Annotated in this window: 7 protein-coding genes and 1 pseudogene; 3 read left to right on the forward strand and 5 right to left on the reverse strand. The window is 56.9% G+C overall.

Features of this window, described 5'->3' with window-relative positions; genetic code table 11:
* Positions 1 to 709: 709 nt before the first annotated feature.
* Positions 710 to 2,467: a hypothetical protein gene (locus tag ACEN9A_RS15430; RefSeq protein WP_413387869.1), complete on the reverse strand. Its 1,758-nt coding sequence runs from the start codon at positions 2,465 to 2,467 to the stop codon at positions 710 to 712.
* A 212-nt stretch (positions 2,468 to 2,679) separates the two neighbouring features.
* Here ACEN9A_RS15430 and ACEN9A_RS15435 point away from each other — a divergent pair.
* A pseudogene (locus ACEN9A_RS15435) lies at positions 2,680 to 2,864 on the forward strand (hypothetical protein); the annotation flags it as partial.
* A 35-nt stretch (positions 2,865 to 2,899) separates the two neighbouring features.
* On the opposite strand, the gene ACEN9A_RS15440 reads toward ACEN9A_RS15435, so the two are convergent.
* The 4 genes from ACEN9A_RS15440 to ACEN9A_RS15455 all read right to left on the reverse strand — a co-directional run bounded on the left by ACEN9A_RS15440 (position 2,900) and on the right by ACEN9A_RS15455 (position 10,574).
* Positions 2,900 to 4,012, reverse strand: a complete 1,113-nt coding sequence (locus ACEN9A_RS15440; RefSeq protein WP_413387867.1) for an NAD(P)/FAD-dependent oxidoreductase — start codon at positions 4,010 to 4,012, stop codon at positions 2,900 to 2,902.
* Between the two features lie 38 nt (positions 4,013 to 4,050).
* Entirely contained in the window at positions 4,051 to 5,904 is a 1,854-nt protein-coding gene (locus ACEN9A_RS15445; RefSeq protein ID WP_413387865.1) for a LodA/GoxA family CTQ-dependent oxidase, read from the reverse strand.
* 1,318 nt (positions 5,905 to 7,222) lie between these two features.
* On the reverse strand, positions 7,223 to 8,758 hold the full coding sequence (locus ACEN9A_RS15450; protein ID WP_413387863.1) for a hypothetical protein: 1,536 nt from the start codon (positions 8,756 to 8,758) through the stop codon (positions 7,223 to 7,225).
* A 208-nt stretch (positions 8,759 to 8,966) separates the two neighbouring features.
* Positions 8,967 to 10,574: a tyrosinase family protein gene (locus ACEN9A_RS15455; protein ID WP_413387861.1), complete on the reverse strand. Its 1,608-nt coding sequence runs from the start codon at positions 10,572 to 10,574 to the stop codon at positions 8,967 to 8,969.
* A gap of 970 nt (positions 10,575 to 11,544) precedes the next feature.
* Between ACEN9A_RS15455 and ACEN9A_RS15460 the strand changes: the two genes are divergently transcribed.
* A complete protein-coding gene (locus ACEN9A_RS15460) occupies positions 11,545 to 12,294 on the forward strand; it encodes a DJ-1/PfpI family protein (RefSeq protein ID WP_413387859.1) in 750 nt (249 codons plus the stop codon).
* Between the two features lie 115 nt (positions 12,295 to 12,409).
* Positions 12,410 to 14,590 carry a multicopper oxidase family protein gene (locus ACEN9A_RS15465; RefSeq protein WP_413387857.1) on the forward strand — a complete coding sequence of 727 codons (2,181 nt, stop codon included), beginning with the start codon at positions 12,410 to 12,412 and terminating at the stop codon, positions 14,588 to 14,590.
* Positions 14,591 to 14,616 lie beyond the last annotated feature (26 nt).

Consider the following 14,616-nt stretch of genomic DNA (forward strand, 5'->3'; position numbering starts at 1 on the left):
CAGGCATTGTCTCATTACAGGAGACCGCCCTCTAAAACCTGGGCACTCAATCGTCAGCGCCAGAAGGCAGGATACATCCTGAACGTTACACTCATCGTCCAGCTGAAGGACTCTCCCCTCGAGGCTAATCATCCCACATCCCTCGCTCGACTAACAAAATATCTCCAATTCGAACCGACTGCTCGTCTGCCCAACGAACCTCATAAGATCAAACGAATATACGTATCCGGCAGGCTCGGATCCTCACACCTCAAGCCGTTCCCTGGCCCACAGCAGGCGGGAGACAGAGACCAGATTAAAACAGGCGCATTACTTAGCATGCTAACTATATTTGAAATGATACTTTTCCCCTACGCCTCACGCGCGAACCTGCCTGGGGCTGAGGCACGGGCGGTTACGGGTAGCGGGCATGTAGCGCTATTCGCCAAGGAGGACTGCGCACCGTGCGACGCCCTGTCCCGTGAGCTTCAGGCGGCCGAAACACCCTTCGATGTGTAAATGGTTGGCAGCCGGCAGGATGACGCGAGCGTCCTGAGTTGGGCGACGCACGTCGACATTATCCGGGGAAAGTGTGCGCCCCGCACGATCACCCTGAACCATGACGGAGGCCGCTGGCTATCTCTTGGTCTACCCGGTGAACTACCCGTTGCGGTTCGCGACGTTGATCGAGCATGGTAGCGGCAATGAAGGCGCCCTGGAGCCTCTGCCTTCAACCTCTAGCAAGAATGCGTTGTAATGGGCCATTGATTGCCGCGAAAGAATCGACCACGCCATCCATGACGAAATCAAGCGCCCGACCATAGCCGTGATGCAAGCTCGCGATATCGAATCCTTGATCCTGCAGCTTCTGCAGGGAATCACCCACGGAATCGTGGGCGTCAGCAATTCGAAGATCGTTGGTAACGAAGAGCATTGCAACCCTTGGGTTCCTGGCATCCCACTCTTCAGGCTCCTGATCGCTCTTGAATGCATCCGTCGCCTCTTCATCTGCGTCCAAGCGGTCCAAGATGTTCTGTAGCGTCTGCAGCAACTTCAAGCTAGCCCGGTCAGCAATCTGCTTTCGTGGGACACCGGCTGCTTGGAGAATTTGCTTAAGGATGCCATTGGGTAGTTTCTGCCAGATTTCATGAATGGATTTGCACCGAGCAAGGAATGCTTGCTGGCTCATCGCTAAGGGCGCGACCTGAGCAAGCTTTCCCAGCTGTGGGTAACGCAACCAACCATTGGCCTTTACTTCGCCGCGAGAGAATCCAATCAGATCTTCGGCCGACTTCTCTATACCTAGGGCACCCGCGAGCTTGGACAGGTTTTCTCCCAAGGCCAGCAGTTGATCAAGTAGCCTGTCCACCTTGGAGACGATGTGCTCTTCGTTCAGATCAAGCTGAGCGACGATCCCTGAATCCAATGCATGCGTATAGGCATGCATAATTTCTCGGCCGGGCTTGCCCTTGTACAGCTCACGCAACTGCACCTTGATCAGGTTGCGACCAACTCGCCCGCAGCCTGTAAAGGCCCACTGTCCCAGGTAGGAAGGATTGCAGCACCAGAAACCATGCAGATTGACCGGTGTAGTGGAGTAGAAGCTGTTCTGCTCATATCGTTCAAGAAATCTGTCGTCGAGATAGACGCTGGTCCCATCGATCATGCTGTTGGCGCGGTCGTGCGTGACTGCGCCTACAACACCTGGCCAATGGAGGCCCTCGGCACTCTGTCCCGGGGATAGCTCGCAGGAAACTGCTTCTACCGTCGCCCATACCTGGAGCAGCAAACCGTCACGGTCTTCACGAATATCGCCCTCGAGCCAATCCCCCGGCTTTCCAAGCTCGACAAACGTACAGCCCTTCATCCAAGCGCGTAACTCCGGTCCGTCCAAAAGCATCGCCTTGTAGTAGAAGTGGCGGACACCGCGTCCGCCTCGTAGCCACAGGTACTTGCGCAAGTACTCATTGGACATGAACCATTGGATGTTCCGAGACGCCGTAAAGTGGTAATGGGCTGAAATCTCGCCCTCCGCAACGCCAAACTCCGGCAGTTCTAAATCATCGTATACCAGGCGCTGCTGTTCATTGCCCAAGCAACGAGGGGTGAGCCCCAGCGCCATCCATACCTTCTCTGCCAAGTGATAGGTATAGAACGCACCACTACCCCAGGAAGCGACGATATAGTCATTCCCGCTCACACTGGGTGCGAAGTCTCTTTCACTACCCTTACCACGCAGCACCGGGGTCGAATGTGCAACCTGCCCTTGGTCGCTGTGAAGGATGGGAATTGAGTTTTGGCCGTCGTCGGGAACGACAGCCATTAGCATATACACTGCCTCGCTCTTTGGTCCGTAGGGGTCATCTTCTGTGAAACAACTGACCTCCACCCGAAGCGCAGGATCGGTAGCGATTGGTTGTAGCAGCGAACGCAATCGCTCCGGCAGCAGATTGGATGGAATGGGGAATGCTGCGAGGTAGTCGATCATCTGTATGCGTCCTTGCTATGTCGAAGCCAACTCCATCGTCTCGCCAAGGTTCAACCAAAGCCAGAAGTGGAAGTAGGTGTGAGTCAATGTGCTTGAGCTCAAGTTGATCAGCCGTCAGGAGCTGCTCGCTCCACCCAGCATGTTAACGATATCGCCGTGTATTCAGGTAGCTGCGAATACTTCTCTACCCAATCTTGTATTGAGCGATTCCAATGGAAATCGCCGCAGAAATCCTTCGAGAGCACCATATGAGGCCTGGCTACTGGCGATTGGACGTTATCACCGACCGGCTAGAGGCCCTCCTGCCGCACGCTATCGGTACAGAATCTCCCGTCACCTCGCGCGACAGGCTGGGCCGTGCTTACGGACCTTGCGTAGCAACACCCAGGGTGTCTAGCGGACTAAGGGCTGCCACCTCGCACGTGTGGCGGTTCATCCCGTCCCCATCCAATCAACCTGATCGCGCCGTTGCGCCCAGAACGGGCGGTCGCAGTAGCGCACCGGCCTGGCGTAGGTTGCAGCGAGATGCTTGTAATAGCGCGCCTGCACATGGCGCATCTCCAAAAAGTAGTGCTGGCCGGCGCTGAGATCGCCCTCAAACTCACGGGCAATCGCTGTGGCAGCTCTTTCTGCCGAAGCCAACGCATGGAACAACCCCTGCGACGAAAGCGGATCGAAAGCAAGAACCGAATCGCCCACTGCGTAAAACCCCGGTCCTGGCACACCGTCGGCTATATTTAAGACCGCGCTGCCGGCTGGCCGCACCTGTGTCGAAATATGCGAAACGCTCTCAGGCAACACTGGCGCTAACAATGGAAGGCGTCTTGCATGAAGGAGCAAAGCCTGCGCACTGCGCAACCCGCGTAGCGCCGGATCTCCCGCATCCAGATGGTAGGCCAGCACCCGCTCCCCCGAAGGCACACGCACGCTGTACCACCACCCGTCCACATCAGCACTGGTTCGTGTGCAACGATCCTGGTCATGTTCCTTAGCTGGAAGTAGCGCATGTACGCAGACCAGACGGTCCTGCGCGTGCCTGGGCAGGCCCAGACTTCGACACAATGCGGCACTGCGACCAGTGGCGTCCACCACTACCCGAGCCCTATATTGCCGCCCTGCCCGATCATCTCTCACATACCATTGCGCCCCCTCGCGCAGCACCTGAACACGACCGGACACGGCCGAGAAGACCACGCCAACATCACGCGCGGCGTTTCGCAGCATCGCGTCGAATCGAACACGATCCAGGTGCCAACCAGGACCATTGGGGTCGCGCAGGGCATCGAACCATACCGGTACCGGGCTTTCCCACACCGAAACGCTAGCACCGCGCTCAACATGGCCATCAGCCAAGAAGCGATCGAATAGCCCCTGCCTGCGTAACAAAACCGCAGCAGCACCAGGCAATGATTCACCGATGCGCCATCCCTCTGAAGATCTCGGAGGGTTTGTTGGCAGCTCACGTTCCAGCAATAGCACACGATGCCGCTCCGCCAACTTACGCCCCAGTGCCGAGCCCGCAGGCCCGGAGCCGAACACGATCACATCCCAATGGCTCCCCAAATTTTGCCGAGCCATTGCTGTCACTGCTTGATCGTCCCTGTAATGAGTGCTTTACGCATGCCACTATCGGTTAGTTGTCGCTCTTCGAGACTCAAGTCGTCTCCCCCGCGATCCTCGACTTGCATCAGCGGTGGGAAGTCCGGATCGTCAGGAATGCCATCGCGCACCTCCACAATACCCTGTCGATCGAAGTGCTCCACCATCACCTCCAATTGATGACCGGCCCCCACCCCCAGAGTACGGTCCCATTCAGAACGCATGTGGAAGGCCGTTAAACGCTCATTTCGACCCAGCAAGGTATCCATCACTTTACGATAGTTCTCGTCGCTTAAGACCTGATTCGGCACTCGAGCAGGCCAGAAAGTCGGCAAATACGGATCGTACTGCTTGTCATAACCAGAACGACAACTGGCGGTATCGGTCTGCCAGGGGATCGCCATCCAGCGCGTGATCGCTCCCGGAAACTGGGCATACAGCGGCCCGTCATAGGACATCGCCTCCGCTATCGTCAAAGTCCTTCCGTAATCCGGTTCCGGATTTTCGGCAGCGCGGTGGCGCCAGCGGTACGGTTCCATGTACATCGTCGCATGACGTACCGGCCAGGTCATTTCACAGCCGGGATGGAAGGCGTCAGCCAAGCAAAACTCTAGCGCGGCGCGGTTGAGCATCGCCGGCTGCTCCTGCAAAGGTACCTCCTCGAGGCTGTGTGGTGGCTCCCAGGCGGGGTCATGATCCGCCACAAAATCGCCCCTTGCCCAGCGCTCTAACATCACCAACTGGGTGGTGGTCAATGCATTCATCGCGCGTGGTGACGCCGGCATGGGGATGTCCATAGCATCGCCGTACACCCAAGGCCAGGGTTTCTGCGAAACATCGCTGTCCTCTGGATTGCGGAAACCATTGGCCACAGTACGACGCAACTCGGCATATGCCTTACCCGGCTGAGCGAGCTTATTCAGGTAGTCCGGCGCCAGAAAATGCTGCGGCATGCCATAGCCAAAACCTGCCGCGAACCCCGCGTTCATCCACTGCAGGTCGCACATGGCCTTGAGGATTGGCAAAATGTCATCTCGAAACGAAGGTCTTAGCGGCGTTGGTAATTGCCCTGCCTGGATAGCCAGGTCAGTCATCAACGCGTACAGGGTACGCACAGACTTCTGCAGAGGCCCGTAGTTGGGTGGTGCGACCACCACCCACGCCGGAGCTACCGTCAACTCACGTCCGCTGAGGTGTACACGGGCAGTCACGGGGCCGTCGCCGGTATCGTCGTACCATCCATCGTTGTTGGCGAAATCCGTAGGTGCCTTGCCTTCGCAGGAGGCGGACTTTCCATGGCCGCCGAACACCCACAATCGCCCAGCGGCGTCGGTGCGCAGCTCGCCCAGCGGCACCTCAATGCCGAAGCACTTGCCGCCATCAAAACGGAACTGAGCACCCTGTGCATTGGGGGCATCGATACTACGCATTCCGGGCAATATCGACAGCGATCTTCGGTCGCTCACCGAGGCATTACGGCGCGTCGACGGCGGTGCCGCGACAGCCTCGGGAATATCCATCGCCAGTTGGAAGGTATACCAAGCAGCCTTGTGGTTAGCGAGCTCCACCGACCAGGTAATCTGCACGCCCTCATCCATGCGCAGCTCGCGAACCACATTCCCATAGGCGTCATAGCCGTAGATGCGAAACTCCGCGACCTCACGCTTCAACGCTCCCGTGGCGTCCCGGTAGAACCCCGGCGGCCTAGGAGCTGGGTCTGATACCTGAGGGCCGATGTAAAAGCCATCGTCCTCCATGGAATTTCCAACCCGCGCAACGCCTATGGACGGGTGAATTTTTGCGTAGACAATATCTTCATCCCCAAGCCTTTTGCCCATATCATTCCCCTTCCCGTGGAAAAAACACAATCCTCTGTATGTCTAGGCATCGCAGGTGAAGCATAGCGAAGTTCAAAAAAGTGCCCCCCCTTTTTCAGCGCGCCCCTAGGGAATTTAGGAATATGCGGTGCACAACAAGCCGGGCAAGCTCCACTTGAAGCCACTCGACAAAATTTCGCACATCCGGCTGAACGTGTGTGTGCTCATGTCATTCGTACTCAATGGACGGGAGTGGCAAATCTATCGGGCATTCCCCCTGGAATCATGAAATTGCTGAAATTCGCGACACCTTTGAGTGGTGATATGACACGGATGCGAAGGACCAGAGCTTCTTTTCCTCTCGCCAATCCTGTCTTTGAATGCACTCCATTGCCACATGCCGCTGCCTCCGCATTTCGCCAGGCTGGGTTGCGTGTTCGCCGATCGTTCGGCAACGCCCAGGCAGTTTAGGTCTTCACAGCTGCGCCGCACTTCTCTGTGCCTCGACCTTTCTCTGTCCCTCGCATCATCAAACGGACTCTGCCAATTGATGATTCCAGTCTATCGGCGCTTCGCGATGCCACTGAGCCCACGACCGTTGAACAGTGTAAGGTCAGGCCTTTCACTTCAAGCACCGGGCGATGCGTCCGGCGTTCGCATTGGCCACGTCGCCCGGTTGCGTAGGCTGCTGACGTCCCTTGAGGTCGCGCAACTGCCTCAACACATGGATCGCCCGGGCAACCGACTGCACCCGCTCTAAGGCCCGTATACGGCTTACTGGTCGGTCAGCGTGTTCCGTTTCGAAGGTACCGGCGTCGATCTGCTCAATTACCTTGACCATCACTAAGGAGGCGACGGATGCCGATGCATACGCATTGGGAAAGTTTCGAGAGCGAGTGAGCAACGCTCGTTCGTACCCAAAGCCGGGGCACGAACAACAAAGTTTTATCCGTGCAAAACCACCACCAGCAGATCAGGCATGACATCATGCCCTGCCGACCCGCTCGGCAACATGGAGCGCCCGATTGAGGTGTCCAAGATCATTAGGCCAGCTCACCATAGCTGCAGCATGGTCATGCACCAACACCTTGAGACGATCGACGCGGCGGCTGGCAAATAGATAAGCGTTTCGCTGGCGCATTCACCGCCCACTTATCAAGCGATCAGCGTTGTGCATAAAACACAGTCCAGCCGCCATCCCATAGCAGATCTGTCAGTCTTGGCATCAAAGGAGAGATTACTAGGTGTTCAATGGCATTGGCACGCCGGACTGGGATGAGCCTGAAAAGGCTCAATCCCGGCGCGTCAACAAATATTAGTTAAGCGTTGCGGCAGATCTTTAGCTGCTCGTTACTTTCTCTGTGAAATTGGTCGGACGCAACGCTGAAATTACTGGATCGGAATTTGCAAATACCAGGTCATAAACAAGCCGCATTGTTTCCGTCATTTTTTCCTCTTCTTCGGCACTGTGCGGATGCATCATGTGCATTGGACCTATCCATGGATCGGCAACTGCAACCCAGTCGCCTTGTTGAAACCAAGGCGTGCCCATGTAGTCCATCGGTAACACTTTGCCTGGACGGACACTTTCCTGGGCGCGATACCAATCATCTATACGATTATCGACCCATCCATGTAAGCGCCAAAAAACAGGGTGCACATGAGAGGAAAACGTATCGTTCAGATCGTCATAATAATGATCCTGGCCATTAAGCTGGGTCCTAATCCACTTCTGTGATCGGTCATTTGTAGGTCTCCCCGCCGGAATTGAGATCAGTGTTTCAGGATCTTTTTGTTGAGAGCTCCAACGGATGTGCATTAAGTTGTGAATAAGCCACTCTATTTTGGCGCCGAGCTGATCGAGGGTGAGCGTTGACAGATAGGCCGGATCCTTCAAGCGGCGCTCAATAAAAGTCATTCTCGAGTGCCAGTACTCGTCGCTTTTGATTGTCGCAACTGCTTTGAAACTGGCTTCCCCATTGCCCGTATCCCAGGCAGGAGGCACGCTGAATCCATCGACGTTTCGAGAATCGCGATTTGGTGTAGGTATTGTGCTCCAGGCCGTAATTGCCGGGAGCCCGGCATTGGCCATCAGTTGTCGTACTTTTTGGATCATCTGGCGATGCATGAACAAGAAGTCTTCACCGGCCCCATTATCTGGTTCCCTGTCTGCAACGGTCCCCCTCGTTGGGAGTTGATTAGGCCTGGGAGGTGCCCAGTCCAACTGGCCTACCAGCTTTTTCTCATCTGGTGAAAGTTCCCCATCGCGGGGCTTTACCCAGTTGTCCCTCAAGCCATGCCAAATCGCATGGTGTAGCCGATGATGCTCCGAACCTAACATTTGCAGGACAACATTGGGCAGTGGAATACTGGTGTTTGCTTCGATAAGGATATCGCGCACCATGATGAAGGAGGCTACCGCTCCAGCGCGCGCTTGCCGATCAACCGTTTGATTAGGATTCAGATCATCATGCGGCTGGCTCCGAATCACTGATCCCACAATGGAATCGACTTGTTTTGAACCATTGATCCAATTATTAATGATGTATCCTTCGTATTCGTACAACCAACCATCACTCTCGGAATTGGCGACGCCATAAGCATTCCATTTCACCCACAGGACACCTTCACGCACTTCTAGCTTGCCGCGTATATTCATATCAAGCGTAGTCTTGTCATCACCCATTCGAAAGAGTCCTGTCAGCCCTCCTGTGACCGTAGGATGAAAAATCATCAACCCTTGGCCGAACATGTAGCGTGACCATTGTGCAACATCGTCTTTGACGATGTTTTCCGCGTCCAATTGGGGGAGGATTTCTGGTTTATTAATAAAGCTTCTATACGTCCAGTTTCCAGCGAAATTGTCGTAAACCATTTTGACGCTCCCTTGCGAAGTGAATGGGATGCGGACTTGTAGGTGACTTGGCCAGCCGCTTACAGACAACATTGGTAAAGAGACCACACGTGAGTGCTAACGCGCCTGGAATCTGTTGGGCGATCCGTCCCCACCGCCCCCCCCTAGGCGCAGCGACCGAAGATTGCCTTCGGCCACCGCGCCAGCAGTGGGCAAAGCCCGCTGTGGATCAGTAGGTTTCCAGCTTAAATGGCGCGTCCACAGTGGCGGCGTTGCCGGTGCTGAGCAGACCTGCCGCATTTGGCCGCCTCAAGACCGTTTCACGGGTCTGTATTTCCACCTCGATACTGTCGTCGTCAATCGCCGAGTTATCGGCGTTGAGTGGCAGCTTGAAGGTGGCCTTGGCTTCCAGGTGCGTCTGGCAGTTCATGCAACCTTCGACGTGCCAACGGCTGAGGATCGGCCGGGTACCTAGGTACTCGCGCTTGCCGTCGATCTTGGCATAGGCCGAGATCAGGAACGAACCACGGATTTTCGCTCGGTTGATACGGCTGACCCGCAGGGTCTTGCCGGTTGGCTGCGGTGCCTCGGCTTTGAACAGCAACTGCTTGGCGGGTTGGACATAGGCATCCAGGGAGCCGGCGCCATAAATGTAGCCCAGTTGATTCTCGATGTTGATGCAGTCACGGGTGGTGAAGGGTTTGCCGTCGGCCTTGACGAAAGGGTCCAGGGTAGTGTCCAGGCTCAGTATGGCGTTCGGGTCCAGGCCCGCGCCGCCCGCAGGGGGTTGCACGCCGTCGGGTTTATAGTAAGTGGCTCCAGGATCCTGGGGGTCGATGCTGAATTCATCAGTGGCCCCTTGCCGGCGTTGCCAGGTCCAGAACACATAGTCGATAAAGCAGTGGTGGAAGAAGAAAACCGGGTCCAGGCCAGCGGTTTCATTCTCGCCCATATCGCCATTGGCCCCGGGAATCGCCGAACTGTCGCCCTGGCCCGGATAGTCGAAACCGCCGACCGCCAGGTGCATGAAGTTGTGGGGCTCCTCCAGCGACACATAGTGAGGGCCCTCCGGGACGGCGTCGTTCTTCGCACCGGCGGAGGTGGTATTGGAGAACAGTGTGTAGCTCGGAGAGTCGAGGCAGGCTTCGAAGCGACTGAACACCTCGCCGCGCCACCTGCCACCAATCTTGATCTTGCCGCTCAGCCAGGTGCTGACGTTCTCATTGAGGTAGGTGATGTTCTTCGCCGGGTCCTTGAACTGCGCGTTGTGTGCCGCCGTGGCTACGCGGTCCGATTCGGTGCCTACCAGCCCGGACAGCGGATAGCGCACGGTCTCGTAGCCTTCGGGTTTGCTGTAGATGATCGGTGTGCCCGTGACCTCATCGGTGATGGCTTGCGGGAACACGAAAGAGCGCAGCGGGTTTTCGATCTTCTGACCGTCGATCACGAAGTATTCCTGGGTCAGGGCCGAAGGCAGGCCATTTTCTCGTGACTCGTCGCTACATTCATCCCAGAACGGCAGGGTGACGTTTTCACATTTGGGGACACTGCGCAGCGCCTCTTCCAGGCGCCAGAGATAGGCGCGGTGCCAGCTCGGAAAGAGCACCGTACCGTGCTGACAGTAGCCGCCCCACCAGTTGGGGTCAGTCTTGCCTTCACCACGGAACGGCTCGCCATGCAGACCACCGATGGAGAAGAAGGAGTTGGGGTGGCTGGCGGGAAGATCCTTGATGCCTTTCCAGGCGCGGATCAGTGCTTCAAGTTCATCTTTTTTGCCGTGGTCATAGTCGTACTGAACATCACTGAGAGAACGGCGTACACGAGGGGTGGATGACATGGTGACCTCCTTGTTGCCAGAAGTCCCGAAAGGCTCGGGGGGTACTGCTCCATCGTCAGCATATACAGGATCTAGCAACGTGCCAGTACGAACGCCAATACACAGACCAGCGGCTCACATTGGTCGAAAACAGATGAGCGACAAGGTTAGGATTCAGATTATTGACTAGGAGTTGTCGACGGACCTTCCCTACTGTCCCTCATCACAAAACCGGATGCCTGACTCTGCGAGAAAATATCGGACTGGATGTTGAAGCGCCTGTTGCTACTAACCCATCGTCTTTCTCATGAGCGCGGGGCCCGTCATCACCGGCTAGAGGCCCACTGGCAGCCATTGGGCGGACATGTAGAGTTTTCTGTTAATTTGGAGCGCCCGACCGACTCAGCGTCTAAAGCATCCAGCATCGCTTTTAGAGGAAAAGAAAACATAACCGTGTACGACACTGATGAGCGGTCGGTGATTTGGACGTTGACCAGCATCCCATGCACGGACATCGTTGTTCTCGACGAAGGTTGGGTTCAATTTTCGATCGAGCAATACCAGCTTTGCTGCTGTGAATTCAGCACGGGCACTGAACATGAGCGAGTTCGTCAACTCCATCTGGGCGCTGTATACCTGACGGCTTTCAGCCTCAGGGTCGGAAACCTACGGTTACCCGCATAGGTTTTCAGCCTGAAACGGTCCTGCCGCGACCACAAAAAACGTCGCCGGAATTCCCCTCCTCGCTAATCACTCCCCCACACCTCCATAGCTATCCCCAGCGTCGATCAATACCACTCAGCACCTGCCTAAAAAAACGCCTTGCAGGTGGAAGGGCGCCAACTATGCTCCCCTGAAGCTGCCCTTGGGCATTGGTTTCAGGCAACAGGACCTCCGGTTTTGCCGTCCGGGCATCGCAACGTTGATTAGCAGGACGCTACACACCTGACGACGCAAGCGCGTTCGCCGCGGTGTTCCCCAGGAGGGAGCCATGCCCGCACCAAAACAGTACTTGATTGCGATCCCGGTCTACGATGGCGTGGACTTGCTCGACGTCAGTGCCCCGTTCGAGCTGTTCAACTGGATGGCTCAGATTGAATCGCAGCACAACCCCGCTGCACCACCCCGGGCAGTACGGCTGATTTCCCTTGATGGGCCGTCCATCACCACCCGGGACGGCTTGACGCTCGGCGGCGACTTACCGATTTTCGATCAACACTCTGAATACATCAGTTTGCTGTGGATTCCCGGCGGCGAACCTGACGACTTGCAGCGCCTGATGGGCGATCCCCAGCGTATGACCTGGCTATTGCGCCAAGGCGAGGCGGCGAAATTTTCCGCCTCCGTCTGCGAGGGCGCATTGCTGGCTGCCGCGGCCGGCTTGCTGGACGGTTACAATGCGACGACTCATTGGGCCTTCATCGCATGCCTGAAACTCTTCACCCGAGTAAATGTGGTGGAAGGCTATCCACGCTACATCGTCGACAGACAACGCATCACCGGTGGTGGTATTTCGTCGGGGCTGGATGAGGCATTGAAAATCATCGCCTTGATCTCCAGCGAGATCGTTGCCCAACAAGTGCAGTTGACCATCCAGTACAACCCCGCCCCTCCCTTCACCAGCGGCGACCCTTCCGTGGCCCAGCCGCCGGTCTACACCCCAGGCGCCGGACGCACCTGCAACTTTACCGGCATGACCACGACCATCGCCAATGTGCTCAAGCGCAGAGGTTCTTCGTAGGAAACGTGCAGCCACCGCAGGGTTTATGCCGCTTTCCATGTAATTCAGCGGATCAAAGGTCACACGGCCGTCAAGGCTGTCGCACACATTCGCGCAGTGGCGCAGGGAGCACAACATGACTTCGCTTCGTATAGTCCTGGCCGGGTTGATGGTCTGTACGGCCTCCACGGCAGCGCTCGCTGAACTCGCCGCCCAGTCTTTCCTTACACCACCCAGGCTCCTTGAAAAAGGACCGACGGGCACGCTGAAGGCGACCGAACTGGCCGTTCCGGAAGGTGGTTGCAACCCGGCGGGCGACATCACCCGCGACGGTCAAACCATCGAACTCAACCTGCAAGTGCAGAAGCGCGAAAACTATATCTACAACCCAGGCAATCCCGACGGAGCCAAGGACAAGGTCAAGCTACGTTCCTATGGCGGCTGCCTGTCGGGGCCGCTCATCGATGTGCAGCCAGGCAACACCCTGCGGGTGCACCTGGACAACCAACTGGAGAAAAACGATCCCAGCTGTCCGGGGGGAAGCGATCCGGCGAATGGTGGGGCTGGTTGCTTCAATACGATCAATCTGCATTACCACGGGATGCACGTCTCGCCGTCGGGCAACAGCGACAACGTGCTGTTGAACATCGCGCCACAAACCAAATTCGAATACGAGATCAACATCCCCACCGATCACCCTTCGGGCACCTTCTGGTACCACGCGCACCGGCATGGTTCCACGGCGCTGCAAGTCGCCAGCGGTGCGGCCGGCGCCCTGATTGTGCGTGGCAACCGCGCCTACACCGGTGGTAAACCAGGCGACATCGACACCATTCTCAAGAACGCTGCCGGGAAGCCCATTACCGAAAAAGTCTTTTTGTTCCAGCAAATCCCGTATGCCTGTTTCGACGACAAGGGCGCCATCATTATGCAAAAGGATGGCACCTGGACGTGTCCCAGCGGCAAAACAGGTGTGGTAGAGAACTTCGATGCGCAACTCTCCTCGGCCACTGTCTGGGATGAGAGCGGTCGGTTCACCAGCATCAACGGCGTGGTGCAACCGACCCTCCAAGGCATTGCCGCGGGAGATATCCAACGCTGGCGCTTCATTCACGGGGGTATCCACGACACCGTGAACCTACAGATCGTGCCCATGAAAACGACCAGTCCCAAAGCCAGTCTCGCGCTCAAAGGTGTGCTCAGTGGTACACCGAAGGAACAGGCTGCGCTGATCGCCGACCTGTGCCCGGTGACCGTGCCCGATTCCAGCAACCCGGTCGAGCTCGTCCCTCAATTCGAGATTGCCGCCGACGGACTCACACGCACCGCAATTCGCCCCATCGGCGTGAACAAAAAGAGCGTCAGCGGCGGCATCGGCAGCAACTTCCTGCAACCCGGTTATCGCAGTGATGTGTTGCTGATGTTCCCCCGCGACGGCACCTACTGTGTGCTGAACCAGGCGGCAACACCCGCAGAACGTGCCAATGCTGGTCCCAATGGTGGCCCGGGCGGCCAGGGCCCGAACGAAACCCAATTACTGGCAACGGTGATCGTCTCTGGCGGCAAGGCCGTGACCGACGATCCGCAAAGCTATATCCAGCAAGCGCTCTACGACGCCAACAAAATGGACCCATCGCTGCCCGTCACGGCCCTCGAAGGATTGCGTACCGGCAATCTGAGCCCTTGGCGCGGGATGGACGACCTCAAGGGTGCGGTGGTCAACAACGACATCCAGAAGGCTGACTTCTTCATCGGCAATCCGCCATTCCCGCCCTCACCGCCTGCCACCCCGCCGAAAAAACCGGGGGATCCGTGGACAGGCGCGTTCGGCTTTTTCATCAACTACAAGTCCTATGACCCCGACCGCATCGACTTCACTCGCCAGGTCAACACCACCGACGACTGGGTGCTGAGCTCGCAGGGCGAACCCCACATCTTTCACATTCACGTCAACCCGTTCCAGGTGATGGACGTGCTATACGCCAAACCCGGCGAGAAACCCATAAGTATCTTCGGCCCCAATGGCGAGTGCCTGGTTCCGGCCGACGAACTGGGCCTGCAAAACCAATACTGCGGGATGTGGCACGAGTTCAAGGACACCATCTTCGTGCAGAACGATTACCAGGTGTTGGTGCGCACGCACTACGACCGTTACATCGGCGAGTTCGTCATCCACTGCCACATCCTCGACCACGAAGACGGCGGCATGATGACCAATATCCAGATCGTTCCAGACCTCAAAGCCGTTGGCGGCGGCATTGGCATGACGGGCATGAAGCACACCTCGAATCAACCGTCGGCCCCCCATCAACATTGATGGGTAATCCCTTTACACAAAAATTG

It is taken from the genome of Pseudomonas sp. Pseusp18 (genome assembly GCF_059506005.1).

Coding starts and splice junctions, on each gene's coding strand:
- ACEN9A_RS15430 (WP_413387869.1), bottom strand. CDS start 2,467: ATGATCGACTACCTCGCAGCATTCCCCATTCCATCCAATCTGCTGCCG.
- ACEN9A_RS15445 (WP_413387865.1), bottom strand. CDS start 5,904: ATGGGCAAAAGGCTTGGGGATGAAGATATTGTCTACGCAAAAATTCAC.
- ACEN9A_RS15450 (WP_413387863.1), bottom strand. CDS start 8,758: ATGGTTTACGACAATTTCGCTGGAAACTGGACGTATAGAAGCTTTATT.
- ACEN9A_RS15455 (WP_413387861.1), bottom strand. CDS start 10,574: ATGTCATCCACCCCTCGTGTACGCCGTTCTCTCAGTGATGTTCAGTAC.
- ACEN9A_RS15460 (WP_413387859.1), top strand. CDS start 11,545: ATGCCCGCACCAAAACAGTACTTGATTGCGATCCCGGTCTACGATGGC.
- ACEN9A_RS15465 (WP_413387857.1), top strand. CDS start 12,410: ATGACTTCGCTTCGTATAGTCCTGGCCGGGTTGATGGTCTGTACGGCC.